Raw genomic sequence first — 13,361 nt, forward strand, 5'->3', positions numbered from 1 at the left:
GCCGGCACGGCGACGGCGGCTGGGCTGCGAGGTGGTCACCGGGCGGCGGTGGAGCGGTCGGGCCGGACCGGTCCACCACTCCGGCCGGACCGCTCCGCCGCACTCGCCTGCCGCAACAGGGCCACGGCCGCCTCCGACGGTGACCCGGCAGGCGTCGTGCACACCACGACGGACTGTCCCGGCGAACGCGCGAGGACGAGGGTCTGCTGGGTGACGGTCACCGTGCCGACGACCGGATGGCGCAGGTCGTAGGTGGCGGCGTCGCACGGCGTCACCCGGTGGTCACCCCACAACGCCACGAATTCCGGGCTCTTCATCGTCAGCTCGCCGATCAGCTCGGCGAGCAGCCGGTCCTCCGGATGACGGCCGACGGCGACCCTCAGGTTGCCCACGACCGCGCGCGCCTTGCGCCGCCAGTCCCCGTAGAGCTCCCGGCAGTGCGGGTCCAGGAACAGCATCCGGCTCGTGTTCGGCCGGCGCGCGGGGTCCTCCGGGCTCAGCGGGTCGACGTGCCCGGCGAGCAGGGCGTGGCCGAGCGGGTTCCACGCCAGCACGTCCGTGCGCCGGCCGAGGACGAGCGCCGGGACGCCGTCGAAGGAGCGCAGCAGGTCCCGCGTCTCGTCGGCGAGCTTCTCGGGGCGGGGCCTTCGCGCCTGCGGTACCCGGCGGGAGGCCCAGGCGAGGCGTTCCAGGTGGTCCCGCTCGTGGTCGTCGAGCAGCAGGGCGCCGGCGATCGCCGCGAGCACCTCCGCCGACGCGCCACGGGACAGGCCCTGTTCGAGCCGGGTGTAGTAGGACACGCTGACCCCCGCCAGCTGCGCCAGCTCCTCCCGGCGCAGCCCCGCCACCCGCCGGCGCGGCCCGAGGTCGTGGAGCCCCACGTCTTCCGGGCGCAGCCCGGCCCGCCGTGCCTGCAGGAAGTCGCCGAGCGGGCTTGGTCCGTCCATCGCTCCACTATCCACGCCGGCGACGCCGCCCAGCCACACCCTTCCAGGGGTAGGACAAGGCGGGGCTGGTCGGCGCGCGCGGACGCGATCAGGCTCGACCTGGTCAGGGCAACCGCCCGCGACTCACGAGGAGTGATCATGGATCAGATCGAGCTGGGCGACGTGACCGTCACCCGCGTCAAGGAGTACTACGGCTCCGTCGAGATGGGCCCCGCGGACTTCTTCCCCGAGAGCCCCGAGGGCGCCTGGGACGAGCACCGGAGCTGGCTCGCCCCGGACTTCCTGGACGCCGGCACCGGCGAATGCCGCTCGGCCATCCAGACCTGGCTGCTGCGCAGCGAAGGCCGCACCATCCTCGTCGACACCGGAGTCGGCAACCACAAGGACCGCCCCTACGCGCCCGTCTGGAACCGGCTGAACACGAACTACCTGGACAACCTCGCCGCCGCCGGAGTCCGGCCAGAAGACGTCGACGTCGTCATCAACACCCACCTGCACATCGACCACGTGGGCTGGAACACCTACCTCGACGGCCGGACCTGGGTGCCGACCTTCCCGAACGCCGAGTACCTGATGACGCGCCAGGACTTCGACTTCTGGAACCCGGCCAACAACCACGAACCGGTGCTGGGTCGCGGCAACCAGAACGTCTTCGAGGACAGCGTCGCCCCGGTGCACGAGGCCGGGCTGACCCACCTGTGGGACGGCTCGTACCGGATCGACCGGAACCTCCGGCTGGATCTCGCGCCCGGCCACACCCCCGGGTCGTCCGTGCTGACCCTGGAGTCGGGCGGCGACCGCGCGCTGTTCGTCGGCGATCTGGTGCACACCCCGCTGCAGCTCGTGGAGCCGGAGACCAACTCCTGCTTCTGCGAGGACCCGGCCGAGGCACGGGCGACCCGCCACAAGCTCCTCGGCCGCGCGGCCGAGGACAACGCGCTGGTCTTCCCCGCTCACCTCGCCGGCCGGGGCGGCGCCGAGGTCGAGCGCGACGGGTCGAAGTTCGCCATCAAGGAATGGGCGGGCTTCTCCCGCATCGCCTGAGCCCGGTGGGGCCGGTCTCCTGCCCCGCAGCAACCCGAGAGAGGAAGCGTTTCCCGTGTCCCAGCAGGCAAATCCGGTCGTCGAGACCCCGGCGGGCGCCGTGCGCGGTGTTCGTGACCGCTTCGGCGAGCTCTACCGCGCCGTCCCGTACGCGGCGGCACCCACGGGCGCCGGCCGGTTCGCGCCACCGGCGTCCCACCCGGGCTGGTCCGGTGTCCGGGACGCCACCGCACCGTCGCCGACCGCGCCGCAGCCGACCCGGGACTTCGGGCGGCTCGACATGATCCCCTACTTCGGCCCGGGCTGGGTGCGCGGCGAGGAGTACCTGACCGTCGACGTCCGCACGCCCGGCACCGGCAGCGGGAAGCGGCCGGTCATGGTCTTCGTGCACGGCGGCGGGTTCGTCACCGGCTCCACCCGCGCCGCGCTCTACGACGGCCGGGCGTTCGCCCGCGACGGCGTGGTGCTGGTGACGGTGAACTACCGCGTCGGCATCCCCGGCTTCCTCGACCTGGAGGGCGCCCCCGCCAACCGCGGGCTGCTCGACGTCCTCGCCACGCTCGGCTGGGTGCGGGACACGATCGCCGCGTTCGGTGGCGATCCCGGGAACGTCACGCTGTTCGGCCAGTCCGCGGGTGCCACCATCACCGGAGCTCTGCTGGCGACGCCGGAAGCCAAGGGGCTGTTCCGGCGCGCGATCGTCCAGAGCGGCAGCGGCACCGGCGCCTTCACCCCCGAGCAGGCGCACCGGGTCACCGCGGCGGCCGCCGGGGCACTGGGCGTGCCGCCCACGGCGGAGGCCTTCGCCGAGATCCCGGACGAGAGGTTCCTCGAGATCCTGCCGGATCTCGCGGGGATCGACCTGCGGACCGCGACGGCCACGGACCCGCTCGTCGAGCTGAGCCCGTTCTCCCTGGTCCTGCCCGTGCAGCCGGCCGACGCCCTGGCGGAGGGGCCGGCGGGAGAGGTCGACCTGCTCATCGGCACCAACACCGAGGAGGGCCACCTCTACCTGGTACCGCAGGGCAAGCTGGAATCGTCCACGGACGACGACGTGCTCGCCGTCGCGGCGAAGGTCGGCTCGGACCCCACCGCCGTCGTCGCGGCCCATCGGGCGGCCCGGCCGGGGGCGACCCCTGGCGAGCTGCGCTCCGCGGTGCTGGGCGAAGGCCTCTTCGGGGCCGGCACCGCGCGGCTGACCGATGCCCACGCCCGGCTGTCGGGTGGCCGCACCCACGCCTACTCGTTCGGCTACCGCTCGACGGCGTTGGACGGGCGGCTGGGCGCCACCCACACGGTCGAACTGCCCTTCGTCTTCGACGTCGCCGACGAACCGTGGCTGCACGGCGACGCCGGTCTGCTCGGTCCCGATCCGGCGCCCGCCGGGCTCGCGGCCCGCGTGCACGGCGCCTGGGTCGCCTTCGCGACCCACGGCGACCCCGGCTGGGCCGCGTACGACCCGCAGCGGCCCCAGGCGGAAGCCCTGGGAGGCTGAAAGATCCATCGGTTCCGGGGCGATCGATCGCCGAGCGCGGGGCGATCGATCGCCCCGATCGACTCACCGACATGCCCGCGCTCCAGGACGTCGCCGGTGCCCGGCTGGCGACCCGTCACCTGGTCGAGCTCGGGCACGAGCGCATCGGCCACCTCGTCGGCGTACCGCACCACGACACCGCGGTCCGCCGACACCAGGGCTACCTCGAGACGATGGCCGAAGCCGGGCTGACGATCGCGCCGGAGCAGGTGGTGCGGGCGGGCTGGGAGGCTGCCCACCGGATCCCGGGCGCGCCGCGGCTGGTGCTGCGGGAGTCGACCCGCGCACTCTGACCCCGCCGGAGAACGGCCGGTGATCGTGCGCGGCCGTGGCCGCGAACTCGTTGTGGTACCGGCGGAATCGGTCGTGCCGATCCCACCGGCTTCCGTACCGCGATCAGCGTCCGGTGAACCTCGGCGTGCGCTTCTCGACGAAGGCCGTGATGCCCTCGCGGCCGTCGGCGGACGCGAGACGTGTCCGCCCAGCACCATGATCTCGTGCGAACCGGTGACTCCGCCGGGACAGGGCCAAGCTGAGGGAGCGTGGACTCGCGTAGATCACCGCCCCGTGGCCGTTGATCGAGGCGCTCGCCACCTTTCCGGAGTTGCGGACGTGCGTGTCGACCACCGGCGACGCCAACCTCGCCATGACCTTCTGGACGTGATCGCCGCACGACGTGCTCCGCGTCGAGCGCAAGCTGGGCGAGTACGTGCCGGGGCTGCGGCTCCGGGACAGCGCGATCAACCTCCGCACGCCGAAACGCACGGGCTGGCTGCTGGACGGCGCCGGCCGAGCGACCCGCCGACTGCGCTCGCGGCGTGCTGAGCCGGCCTCGGTCAGCCGTCGTCGATCAGTACCTCGTGTCGGCCGCGGGCCTCATGGGCACGAAGTCGGGCAGCGTGAGGGCCGAACGGGCCGGTCGCGGCTCGGCGGAGGGCGTGGTGCCGAGCTTGCGCAGCCTGTCGTTGCGCTGTTCCAGGGCTTGGGCGGTGGTCGGGAAGAGCGTGGCGCCGCTCTCGCTGGCCAGCCCCTGGTTCGCGGCCACGAACTCACGCGTGCCGTCTTCGTAGGCGGCGAGCCCGGTGGTGAGGTCCCGGCTGGCCACGGAACCGGCGAGCATGTACGCGCCGACGAGCGCGAGGCTGGAACCCTGTCCGGTGAGGAACGAAGGCGCGTACGCGGCGTCGCCCGCCAGCGCGACCCTGCCGCGGTGCCAGCGGGGCATGCGGATCTGGCTGACACCGTCGAAGAACACGTCGTCCGCCTCGTGCATGGCGGCCAGCATTCCGGGGACCTCCCAACCCGCGTCGGCGAAGACCGCGGCGACGAGATCCCGTTGTGCTTGCGGGTTCGCGAACACGTCGGACGGTGGTTCCGGCCGGGCGAAGTTCAGGAAGGCGTGCAGCTCGTCGTCCTCCCCCACGGCGTAGAGCGCCGCGGCCCTGCCCGGGGTGTTCCACATGACGGTCTCGTGGGAGAGCCCGAAGGTGTTGCGCATGGGGAACACGGCGAAGCAGTAGCCGAGGTACCGGTGGAACTGCTCTTCGGGGCCGAAGACGAGCTCCCGGGTCCGGGAATGCGTACCGTCCGCACCGAGCACCAGGTCGAACGTGCGTTGGCCGCCGCCGCGGAACGTGACGTCGACCCCGTCGCCGGACTGGACGAGGGTGTCGACGGAGTCGTTGAACAGGAACTCCACGTCGTCGCGGACCGCCAGGTGAAGCGCGGCGGTCAGATCCCCGCGCCGCACCTCCAGGTCCCTTCCCCCGGCGCCGCCGGTGACCGCGTGCGGGTGGACCGAGGCCACCTCACCGCCGTTCCCGTCGAGAAAGGTCAGCCGGCGCAGGTCGATGTGCGCGTCGCGCAGTCGTGGGAGGATCCCCATCCTCCGGACGACCTCCAGCGCGGTGCCGCGGACGTCGACGGGATAACCACCGCTGCGCACCGCGGCCGCCCGCTCCACCACCGTGACCGCGTATCCGTAGCGGGTCAGCCAGTACGCGAGCGTGGGACCGGCGATGCTGGCCCCGGAAACCAGCACCCTGCCCCTCGGGGTGCTGTGAACGTCCTTCAGGTGAGCGGTGCGGATCATGCCTTGACTCCCTCGTGCATGGTGCGGGTGACGAGCAGGGCCAGCGCCGTGACGGCGCCGGCGACGACGAATCCGGTGGTGTACGACGATTCGGCCGCGACGTCCGACCCCGACGGGGTCCCGGCGGCGAGGAGCACACCACCGAACATCCCGCCCGAGGCCATCCCGAGCACGCGGGCCACCAGGATCAGGCTGGTGGCGACGCCGGTCTCGTTCGGCGCGGAGGAGGTCGCGATGCCGGTCGTCATCGCGGTGACGACCAGGCCGTTGGCCAGTGCGACCATCGCCTTGCCGACGACGAGATGCCACGCCTCGGTGTGCACGACCGCCATGACGACCAGGGCCAGGGTCATGATGACGACCCCGGCGGTGGCCACGGAACGTGAGCCGGAACGCCGCTCCCAGTTCCCGCCCACCGGTCCGGCCAGCGTCGCGACCACGGTGCCGGGCAACAGGAACAAGCCGATCTCGGTGGCGCCGGCCCCGAAACCGTACCCGTCACCGGACGCGCTCCACAGCTGCGTGACGAGGAAGATGGCCATCGAGGTGCCGACGCAGATCGTGAACGTCAGCACACCCGACTTCCACATCGTGGGCCGGGCCAGCACACGCAGATCGATCAGCGGCGAGGCCGCACGACGCTCGACGGCGATCCAGCCGGCCACCAGTGCGGCCAGAAGCACGACGAGGCCGCACAGCGCGAGCGGCTGCGAAGCGAGGTCGAGCGCGAAGTTGATCGTGAGCATGAGCGTGATCAACACCCCGCTCAGCAGGACCAGCCCTGGCCAGTCGACCCCGGTGTCGTCCGACCGGTCCGCCGAATCCGCCGGCACCAACCGGTTCACGAGAAGGGTGGCCACGATGACGGCGATCGTCGGCAGCGCGAACATCCAGTGCCGGGACAGCTGTTCCGCCACGGGCCCGGCCAGCAGCACGCCCGCCATCCCGCCTCCCACGAACAGTCCGCTGACCGCTCCGATGGCCACCTTCGACTCTCCCGCGGACAGGTGCTTGCGCACGACGATGAACGACAGGGGCAGCGCGCCGACCATCGCGCCCTGCAGGACCTGGCCGACCATCAGCACGGGCAGGCCCGGCGCGAGTGCGGACACCGTGCCGCCGACGCACACCACGATCATCAGCCGGATCAGGACTCGTTTTCCGCCGTAGCGGTCGCCGAACCTGCCCGCCAACGGTGTGACGAGTACGCCGGTGATCGGGAGCAGGATGCTGAGCAGCGCCCCTCCGGTGGGGCCCATGCCCAGTTCGCGTTGCAAGAGCGGGACCGTCGGCTGCACCACCGACTCCAGGGCACCGCTGGCGAGGGCCAGCATGCCGAGAGCCCCGACCGCGGCCTTCCCCGCGCGCACCGGAGGTGCCGGGGTGGTGGTCATGGGAATCCTTTCTACGACGGGAAAGTGTGTGAGGAATCTGCCGGGCTACTCGACGGCGAGCGCCGCCTCGGCCGGTCGGCCACGAGTCGAGCCCGAGAGCCGCTGCGGCCCGAACTCCCGCCGCCTCGCCGTCGTGGTCGACACCAGCGTGTTGATCACCGTGATCGCCGCGTACCCCGCGATCACGACCACCACGAGGTAGATCGCGAAGTTGGCGGTCGTGTTCTGCTCGTCGAACTCCCGGAGCAGGACGTCGCGGCCGGTTACCGTCAGACCGCCCTGGGCGGAGGTCATCTCGGTCAGGTCCGCCACCAACCGTCCGGGGTCGGTGCCCTCGTCGGCTTTGACCAGGATTCGCGTCGCGCGTGCTTCGGTGGTGTGCGCGGCCAGGGTGTCGGCGGGAAGCAAGAGGGTGTCGTAGCCGTCCGGGGCGGAGAACAGGGCCGCCACCCGCACGTCGAGGGTGGTGTTGTCGCCCATCCGCAGCGTGATGGTGCCGCCGACGCCGAGGCTCTCGGCGTGCCGGTTCCCGATCGCGATCGTGTCATCGTGCAGGTCGGCGAGCCGGCCCGCGGTGACCTGGACCGGTGTGGTGGCGTCGGCGCCCTCGGCGGTGACGCCCTGGAGGGTCCAGCCCTCGTTCGCCGGCGAGCTGTCAGCCGGCTCCTCGACGAAGCCGACGCTGTTGACGTACTCCGAGGCGCCGGCGGTGTGCGGCAGGTCGTCGATCAGGTCCACCAGGTCCGGGTCGACACGGTCCTGAGTGGTCACCACGGCGTCGGCGACGAGGTTGCCGGCAAAGTCCTGCCGGTCGGCCTCGTCGTTGGTCGTCTGCAGGTGCAGCATGCCGGTCGACACCGCGGTCAGCAGGATGACCGGCCCCAGCACGGCCGCCATCCGGCCGCCACGGCCACGTGCGTTGAGCACGGCGAGTTGGCCGGTCACGCCCCCCAGCGCGCGCACGGGCCACCGCACGGCGAAGGTCGTGACCTTCGTCAGCACGGGTGCGAGCACGGCGAACCCGATGGCGAGCAGGATCACGGCGGGCGCGGCGGTGGCGGGCGTGAGTGGCCCACTCACCACGGCGGTGGTCACGATGGTCATGGCGATGCCACCGGCCAGGGAAGCACCGCCGGCAGCACGCGCCCGCGGCCGATCGGCCCGCCCTCGGCCGAGACCTCCGAGAGCGCCCGGGCCGGCTTGACGCGCGACGCCCTCCGGCCGGCGCCCAGTGCACCGGCCAGGGCCATCACGGTGACGCCGCTCGCCCTGGCCTGGCGCAGTTCGGCCTGTCCCCGCTCGTCACCGACCAGGGTGACGGTTGCGGCGGCCAGCTCGGTGTCGATCCGCTGCTGGAGCTCGCTGACGGCCACTCCCGGCTCGGCCAGCACACCGATCGCATCGACGGTCCCCGGCGGCGGGGCTCCCTCGAAGGCGAAGCTCTCGGTCTCCCGCACCCCGGGCAGCGCCGCGATCGTGTCCGCCAGCCCCGCGTCGATGTGGACCCGCTCGGGCAGGATCGGCGGTTCGTCGGGGTCGCCGCCGGAGTCGTGGTACTCCTGGTCGCCGGTGACGACCACGTCGGCCGAGGCCAGCCGCTGCGGCGGCACAGCCGTGCGGATGCCGGTCTCGATCGGGCCGCCACAGGCCATCACGATGGCCGCCGCGAAGAACACAGCGAGAAAGGCCGCCACGAACAGGCCCGCGCGGAACCGCAGGGTGCGCAGTGCGAACTGAAGCATCAGCGCTGTCCTCCTCGGTTCGCCACCGGCTGCGGGCGCGGGCCTTCGTCGGCGAAGGCGCCCAGTCGGGGCATCCGGTCGGCCACGGATTCGGCGGTCGGCGAGTGCAGCTCACCGGTCAACCGCCCGTCGGCGAGGAACAGGACGTGATCGGCGTGCGATGCCGCGACCGGATCGTGGGTCACCATCACGATCGTCTGACCGGCCGCCCGCGACGAGTGCCGCAGCAGGCTGAGAACGTCCCGCGCGGCCCTGGTGTCCAGGGCGCCGGTCGGCTCGTCGGCGAAGATGACGGCGGGGTCGCTGAGCAACGCCCTGGCGATGGTGACCCGTTGCTGCTGCCCACCGGACAGCTCCGCCGGAGGGTGGTTGCTCTGCTGGGCGAGGTCGATCTGGTCGAGGATCCGCGCAACCCGGTCCCGATCGGGTTTGCGGCCGGCGAGCCGCAGCGGCAACGTCACGTTCTGCCGCACGGTCAAGACCGGAAGCAGGTTGAACGCCTGGAGGACGAACCCGATCCGGTCCCGCCGCAGCTCGGTCAACTCGGTCTCGGTCATGTCGCTGAGCTCGTGCTCCTCGAGCAGCACCGCACCGGACGTCGGCTGGTCGAGCCCGGCCGCGCACTGCGACGAGGTGCTCTTGCCGGAACTCGACGGCCCCACGATCGCCGTGAACGCTCCCCGGCCGAACCGCGTCGTCACCTCCTCCAGCGCCACCACCCGGTTGTCGCGCCTCCCGTGGAGCTTGCGAACGGCAGTCAGCCGAATCGCGTCGGTGCTGTCTCCGGGGTTCATCGACCTTCTTCCTGCGCTTTGCCGTCCGCGCCGGTGCCGGACGATTCCGCCACCAACCCTGTCGCGCACCGCGGTGCCACACATCGTTTGCCGAGACCGTCTTCGCCTGGTGCGCACGGACCGGTCCGGCCCGCTTCTGGTGCGAACGCACTACACGCGTGCGGGGCGGCCGTCCCCTGGATGTGGGGTTGCCCGGGGGCCGGACGCGCGGTCCTGATGGGGCTGGTCGGCGCCGATGACAGCCCGGCCACGTCCGGCCCGCAGCAGCGCCGGGTCGAGGTCGAGCAGGCGACGGATCATCTGTGGCCGGGCGGCGGCCGACCAGCCGGGTTCCCCCGATCGATGCGATGATCGACGCGTGGAGCTGCGTCGACCGGAGTGCTCCGTCGCCGTCGTGGAGGAGTCCGGCTTCACCCGCGCCGCAGCTCGGTCGCACGTCGTGCAGTCCGCCGTGTCCGCGACGATCGCATCCCTGGAACGGGAGCTGCGGGCTCCCTCGCTGGTGCGCACCGGCCGGCAGATCACGCTGACCGATGCCGGTCGGCAACTGCTGCCGGAGGCGCGGGCGGCGCTGGACGCCGCCCGCGCTGCCGCGCTGCCCGAGACACCGTGCACGAGGTCATCGGTGGCATCCGCGACACGTTGCGCGTCGGCACCACGAGTTCGCCGGGAATGATCGATCTGCCCGCCGTGCCGGGCCAGTTCCACCGCGAGTACCCCGAGGTGTCCGCACGGCCGGCGATCGTGGGCACCGAGCGCTTCTCGAGCGACGTCGGGCAGGTGGGGCGATCAAGCGGACCGCCGACCGCGGAATCAACCGGTTAGGCTGAACACGTGCTGCGGTTGACGGACGTCGATGACGAACCGGCGTAGTCCGCCTTCGACGCCGGCCTGGTCGTGCTGGCGGGAGGGAGCGGTCGTCGCGGTGGCGTTCGCGCTCTGCCTGCTCGGTGGTGCGCTGCGAGTGGACGACACGGTGACCTCGCCGCCGGTGACGGCCCACCTCCTCGCCGCGGTGTCGTCCGGGTTGCTCCCGGTGCGGCAGCGCGCGCCGGTCGCCATCGTGATCGCCACCACCCTGTGCGGTGTCCTGGTCGCACCGATGGGCCTGCTGTCGACCCCGCTCGTGGTGGCCCCCGCCGCCATCAGCGCATACTCGCTCGCCGTCCGCACCGAGCGGCCGGTGACGCCCGCGGTCCTGCTCCCGGCGGCTGCGCTGCTGGTCGCCGTCCCCCCGTTCTTCGAAACGGACCTCTCGTGGGCGGACACCGGCAGACTGGCGACCGTGGCCGCGACACCGCTCGTGTCCGCCGTGTTCGGTCGCTCGACGCGGCACCGGCGGGCCTACCTGACGATCATGGAGGATCGAGCACGCCTGGCCGAGGAGACCCGGGACGACGAGGCACGCCGAAGGGTGGCCGGGGAACGGCTTCGCATCGCCCGCGAGCTGCACGACCTGGTGGCCCACCAGATCACCCTGGCCAACGCGCAGGCCACCGTCGCCGCTCACCTGTTCGCGACCCGCCCGGAACAAGCCCGCACGAGCCTGGACGAACTGGTCGGGACCACCCGCCACGCCCTCGACGAACTGCGGGCCGCGGTCGGTCTGCTGCGCCAACCCGAAGACACCTCCGCACTCACCGAGCCGGCGCCGGGGCTGTCGCAGGTTCCCGAGCTGCTGAGCACCTTCCACCGCGCGGGCCTGGCGGTGTCGATGCACGAGGACGGCACGGCCAGACCGCTACCGCCGGCGGTGGACCTCACCGCCTACCGCGTCATCCAGGAGGCCCTGACCAACGTTGCCAAGCACGCCGCCACCGGGAGCGCCGAGGTGCGCCTGGCCTGGAACCGCGACCACGTGATCATCGCGGTCACCGACGACGGCGGGGGTTCCCGCGAGCCGCAGGAGCGCCCGCCCGGCTACGGCCTGATCGGAATGCGTGAACGGGTCACCGCGGTCGGCGGAAGCCTCAGCGCCGACGTGCGTCCTCAGGGGGGTTTCCTGGTCTCCGCCCACCTGCCTCTTCCCGCCGCCGGCAACCCGGCGCGGAGAACCGACGGAGCGACCGATGGTGAGGGCCGATGATGCACGACGCACCAGGCGACGGACCGGACGCCGGCGAAGAGGCCGGGGACGACGCTGTGCCGCTCCGGATTCTCCTCGCCGACGATCAGGCGTTGCTGCGCGGCGCTTTCCGCACTCTCCTCGACAGCGCCGACGACATCACCGTGGTCGGCGAGGCGGGCGACGGCAGGGAGGCGGTGACCCTCACCCGCGAGTTGCGCCCGGACGTGGTGATCACGGACATCCGAATGCCCGGCACCGACGGCCTCGCCGCCACCGCGGAGATCTGCGCTGATCCGGATCTGCGTGCCACCCGCGTCCTGATCCTCACCACCTACGAGACCGACGAGTACGTCGCACAAGCCCTGCGCGCCGGGGCCAGCGGCTTCATCGGCAAGGGGATCGAGGCGCAAGGCCTGCTCGACGCCGTGCGCACGATCGCCAACGGCGACACCCTCCTGTCCCCGGCGGCGACCCGCTCCCTGGTGGCCCGTTTCCTCGCCGCACCGGTCGACACCCCACCACGCCGTCCCGAACGACTCGCCGCGCTCACGCCGCGCGAACGCGAGATGGTCGCTCTCGTGGCGACCGGTCTGTCCAATGCAGAGATCGCCGATCGGATGTACCTCAGCCCCTTCACCGTTCGCGCCCACGTGCAGCGCGCCATGTCCAAACTGGACGCACGCGACCGCGCGCAACTCATCGTCATCGCCTACCAGACCGGTCTGGTGACCGGACCGGAGAGACCCGCCCAGACAGGTCCTGACTGATCGTCAGGCTCGACGGGGCGGGCGTCTCCAACCGGAAGGCCGTACCGCTGTGACTGCGCGTCTCGCTGCGGTAGCGTCCGGGCGTGCGTCCGTGGGCCCTGGTGAAGGCGCGGGTGAACGCCGGCACCGACCCGTAACCGACCGCCTCGGCGATCGTCTCGAGGGAGTCATGACTGTCGCGCAACCGCACGGCGGCCAGATCCATCCGCCAGTTCGTCAGGTACGCCGCGGGCGTGTGTCCCGTCGCGGCCGGGAAACGGCGGGCGAGGGTCGCACGGGAGACCGAGATGGCTTCTGCGAGCATCGAGGTCGTCCAGGGAGTGGCCGGATTCGCGTGCAGGTGCCGCAGTGCCTTGCCGATGACGGGGTCGTAGAGCGCACCCAGCCAGGTGCCGAAGCACTCGGGGGGATTCACCGCGAGCCAGGCACGCAGCATCTGCACGAGCACGATGTCGACGAGGCTCTTCAGCACGGCGGGCGTGGCGAGCTGCGGATGGGCGAGTTCCCGGGCGAGCATGCGCACCGCATCGGCCAGTCCCGGCGTCCCCGCTTCGGCCCGCACGTGCACCAGACCGGGTAGCAGGGTCAAGATCTGGGTGAGCGCGGCCGGGTCGCAGTCGTAGTGGATGGTGACGATCCGCGTGGTCGCGGGCTGCGACCCGAGGCTGATCACCTCACCGGTACCGCGCCCGCGAGCGGCCACGTGCTCGCACCGGCCGCGCGTGTCCGCAGGGTCGTCGGTGAGGCCGTGCGGGGTGCCGACAGGCAGCAGGACCACGTCACCGGCCGCCAGTTCCACCGGTTCACGGCCGGCGACCGTGAGCCAGGCACTGCCTGCGGTCAGGGCGTGCAGGGCCGCCCCGGGATAGTCGTCCAGGGCGATCGCCCATCGGCCGCCCGCCTCGACACGGGTGCTCAACGCCCCTTTGACGCCCGAGATCGCCAGGGCGTCGGTCAGTGGATCCACACGGTGACTCTA

At 72.2% G+C, this 13,361-nt stretch carries 13 protein-coding genes; 6 read left to right on the forward strand and 7 right to left on the reverse strand.

Translation table 11 applies throughout. From position 1 onward, the window contains the following. Positions 1 to 35 precede the first annotated feature (35 nt). Complete coding sequence (locus tag IMZ35_RS21490; RefSeq protein ID WP_199442963.1) at positions 36 to 947, reverse strand: helix-turn-helix domain-containing protein; 912 nt, start codon at positions 945 to 947, stop codon at positions 36 to 38. Positions 948 to 1,085: 138 nt separating this feature from the next. On the opposite strand from IMZ35_RS21490, the gene IMZ35_RS21495 reads away from it, so the two are divergent. The 3 genes from IMZ35_RS21495 to IMZ35_RS21505 all read left to right on the forward strand — a co-directional run bounded on the left by IMZ35_RS21495 (position 1,086) and on the right by IMZ35_RS21505 (position 3,818). Further along, positions 1,086 to 1,991, forward strand: a complete 906-nt coding sequence (locus tag IMZ35_RS21495; protein ID WP_199442964.1) for an MBL fold metallo-hydrolase — start codon at positions 1,086 to 1,088, stop codon at positions 1,989 to 1,991. 55 nt (positions 1,992 to 2,046) lie between these two features. Beyond that, entirely contained in the window at positions 2,047 to 3,486 is a 1,440-nt protein-coding gene (locus IMZ35_RS21500; protein WP_199442965.1) for a carboxylesterase/lipase family protein, read from the forward strand. A gap of 71 nt (positions 3,487 to 3,557) precedes the next feature. Then, on the forward strand, positions 3,558 to 3,818 hold the full coding sequence (locus IMZ35_RS21505; RefSeq protein WP_199442966.1) for a substrate-binding domain-containing protein: 261 nt from the start codon (positions 3,558 to 3,560) through the stop codon (positions 3,816 to 3,818). Positions 3,819 to 4,375: 557 nt separating this feature from the next. Here the strand turns inward: IMZ35_RS21505 and IMZ35_RS21510 are convergent. From IMZ35_RS21510 to IMZ35_RS21530, 5 genes are read right to left on the reverse strand one after another with little or no spacing between them, the layout of a single operon-like run. Further along, positions 4,376 to 5,617 (reverse strand): FAD-dependent monooxygenase, encoded by a 1,242-nt coding sequence (locus IMZ35_RS21510; protein WP_199442967.1) that lies wholly within the window; start codon positions 5,615 to 5,617, stop codon positions 4,376 to 4,378. Then, on the reverse strand, positions 5,614 to 7,011 hold the full coding sequence (locus tag IMZ35_RS21515) for an MFS transporter (protein WP_229372910.1): 1,398 nt from the start codon (positions 7,009 to 7,011) through the stop codon (positions 5,614 to 5,616). The genes IMZ35_RS21510 and IMZ35_RS21515 overlap by 4 nt, the downstream gene beginning before the upstream one ends. 45 nt (positions 7,012 to 7,056) lie before the next feature. Next, entirely contained in the window at positions 7,057 to 8,115 is a 1,059-nt protein-coding gene (locus IMZ35_RS21520; protein ID WP_199442968.1) for an ABC transporter permease, read from the reverse strand. Then, positions 8,112 to 8,753 (reverse strand): hypothetical protein, encoded by a 642-nt coding sequence (locus IMZ35_RS21525; RefSeq protein ID WP_199442969.1) that lies wholly within the window; start codon positions 8,751 to 8,753, stop codon positions 8,112 to 8,114. The genes IMZ35_RS21520 and IMZ35_RS21525 overlap by 4 nt, the downstream gene beginning before the upstream one ends. After that, entirely contained in the window at positions 8,753 to 9,547 is a 795-nt protein-coding gene (locus IMZ35_RS21530) for an ABC transporter ATP-binding protein (protein WP_199442970.1), read from the reverse strand. Before IMZ35_RS21530 ends, IMZ35_RS21525 begins: the two co-directional genes overlap by 1 nt. Before the next feature lie 358 nt (positions 9,548 to 9,905). Between IMZ35_RS21530 and IMZ35_RS21535 the strand changes: the two genes are divergently transcribed. The 3 genes from IMZ35_RS21535 to IMZ35_RS21545 all read left to right on the forward strand — a co-directional run bounded on the left by IMZ35_RS21535 (position 9,906) and on the right by IMZ35_RS21545 (position 12,382). Next, positions 9,906 to 10,223 (forward strand): LysR family transcriptional regulator, encoded by a 318-nt coding sequence (locus IMZ35_RS21535; RefSeq protein WP_199442971.1) that lies wholly within the window; start codon positions 9,906 to 9,908, stop codon positions 10,221 to 10,223. Between the two features lie 249 nt (positions 10,224 to 10,472). After that, a complete protein-coding gene (locus IMZ35_RS31845) occupies positions 10,473 to 11,633 on the forward strand; it encodes a sensor histidine kinase (protein WP_199442972.1) in 1,161 nt (386 codons plus the stop codon). Beyond that, positions 11,630 to 12,382: a response regulator transcription factor gene (locus IMZ35_RS21545; protein ID WP_229372911.1), complete on the forward strand. Its 753-nt coding sequence runs from the start codon at positions 11,630 to 11,632 to the stop codon at positions 12,380 to 12,382. The genes IMZ35_RS31845 and IMZ35_RS21545 overlap by 4 nt, the downstream gene beginning before the upstream one ends. Here IMZ35_RS21545 and IMZ35_RS21550 read toward each other — a convergent pair. Then, a complete protein-coding gene (locus IMZ35_RS21550) occupies positions 12,318 to 13,349 on the reverse strand; it encodes an AraC family transcriptional regulator (RefSeq protein ID WP_199442973.1) in 1,032 nt (343 codons plus the stop codon). The two genes, IMZ35_RS21545 and IMZ35_RS21550, sit on opposite strands and share 65 nt — an antisense overlap. Positions 13,350 to 13,361: the final 12 nt, after the last annotated feature.

The sequence above is a fragment of the Umezawaea beigongshangensis genome (assembly GCF_016464305.1).
GTDB lineage: Bacteria > Actinomycetota > Actinomycetes > Mycobacteriales > Pseudonocardiaceae > Umezawaea_A > Umezawaea_A beigongshangensis.

What these genes read in the sequence shown, in the direction of transcription:
- IMZ35_RS21525 (WP_199442969.1), bottom strand. Translation starts at nt 8,753, where the DNA reads ATGCTTCAGTTCGCACTGCGCACCCTGCGGTTCCGCGCGGGCCTGTTC.
- IMZ35_RS21495 (WP_199442964.1), top strand. Translation starts at nt 1,086, where the DNA reads ATGGATCAGATCGAGCTGGGCGACGTGACCGTCACCCGCGTCAAGGAG.
- IMZ35_RS21505 (WP_199442966.1), top strand. Translation starts at nt 3,558, where the DNA reads ATGCCCGCGCTCCAGGACGTCGCCGGTGCCCGGCTGGCGACCCGTCAC.
- IMZ35_RS21545 (WP_229372911.1), top strand. Translation starts at nt 11,630, where the DNA reads ATGATGCACGACGCACCAGGCGACGGACCGGACGCCGGCGAAGAGGCC.
- IMZ35_RS21530 (WP_199442970.1), bottom strand. Translation starts at nt 9,547, where the DNA reads ATGAACCCCGGAGACAGCACCGACGCGATTCGGCTGACTGCCGTTCGC.
- IMZ35_RS21515 (WP_229372910.1), bottom strand. Translation starts at nt 7,011, where the DNA reads ATGACCACCACCCCGGCACCTCCGGTGCGCGCGGGGAAGGCCGCGGTC.
- IMZ35_RS21490 (WP_199442963.1), bottom strand. Translation starts at nt 947, where the DNA reads ATGGACGGACCAAGCCCGCTCGGCGACTTCCTGCAGGCACGGCGGGCC.
- IMZ35_RS21510 (WP_199442967.1), bottom strand. Translation starts at nt 5,617, where the DNA reads ATGATCCGCACCGCTCACCTGAAGGACGTTCACAGCACCCCGAGGGGC.
- IMZ35_RS21520 (WP_199442968.1), bottom strand. Translation starts at nt 8,115, where the DNA reads ATGACCATCGTGACCACCGCCGTGGTGAGTGGGCCACTCACGCCCGCC.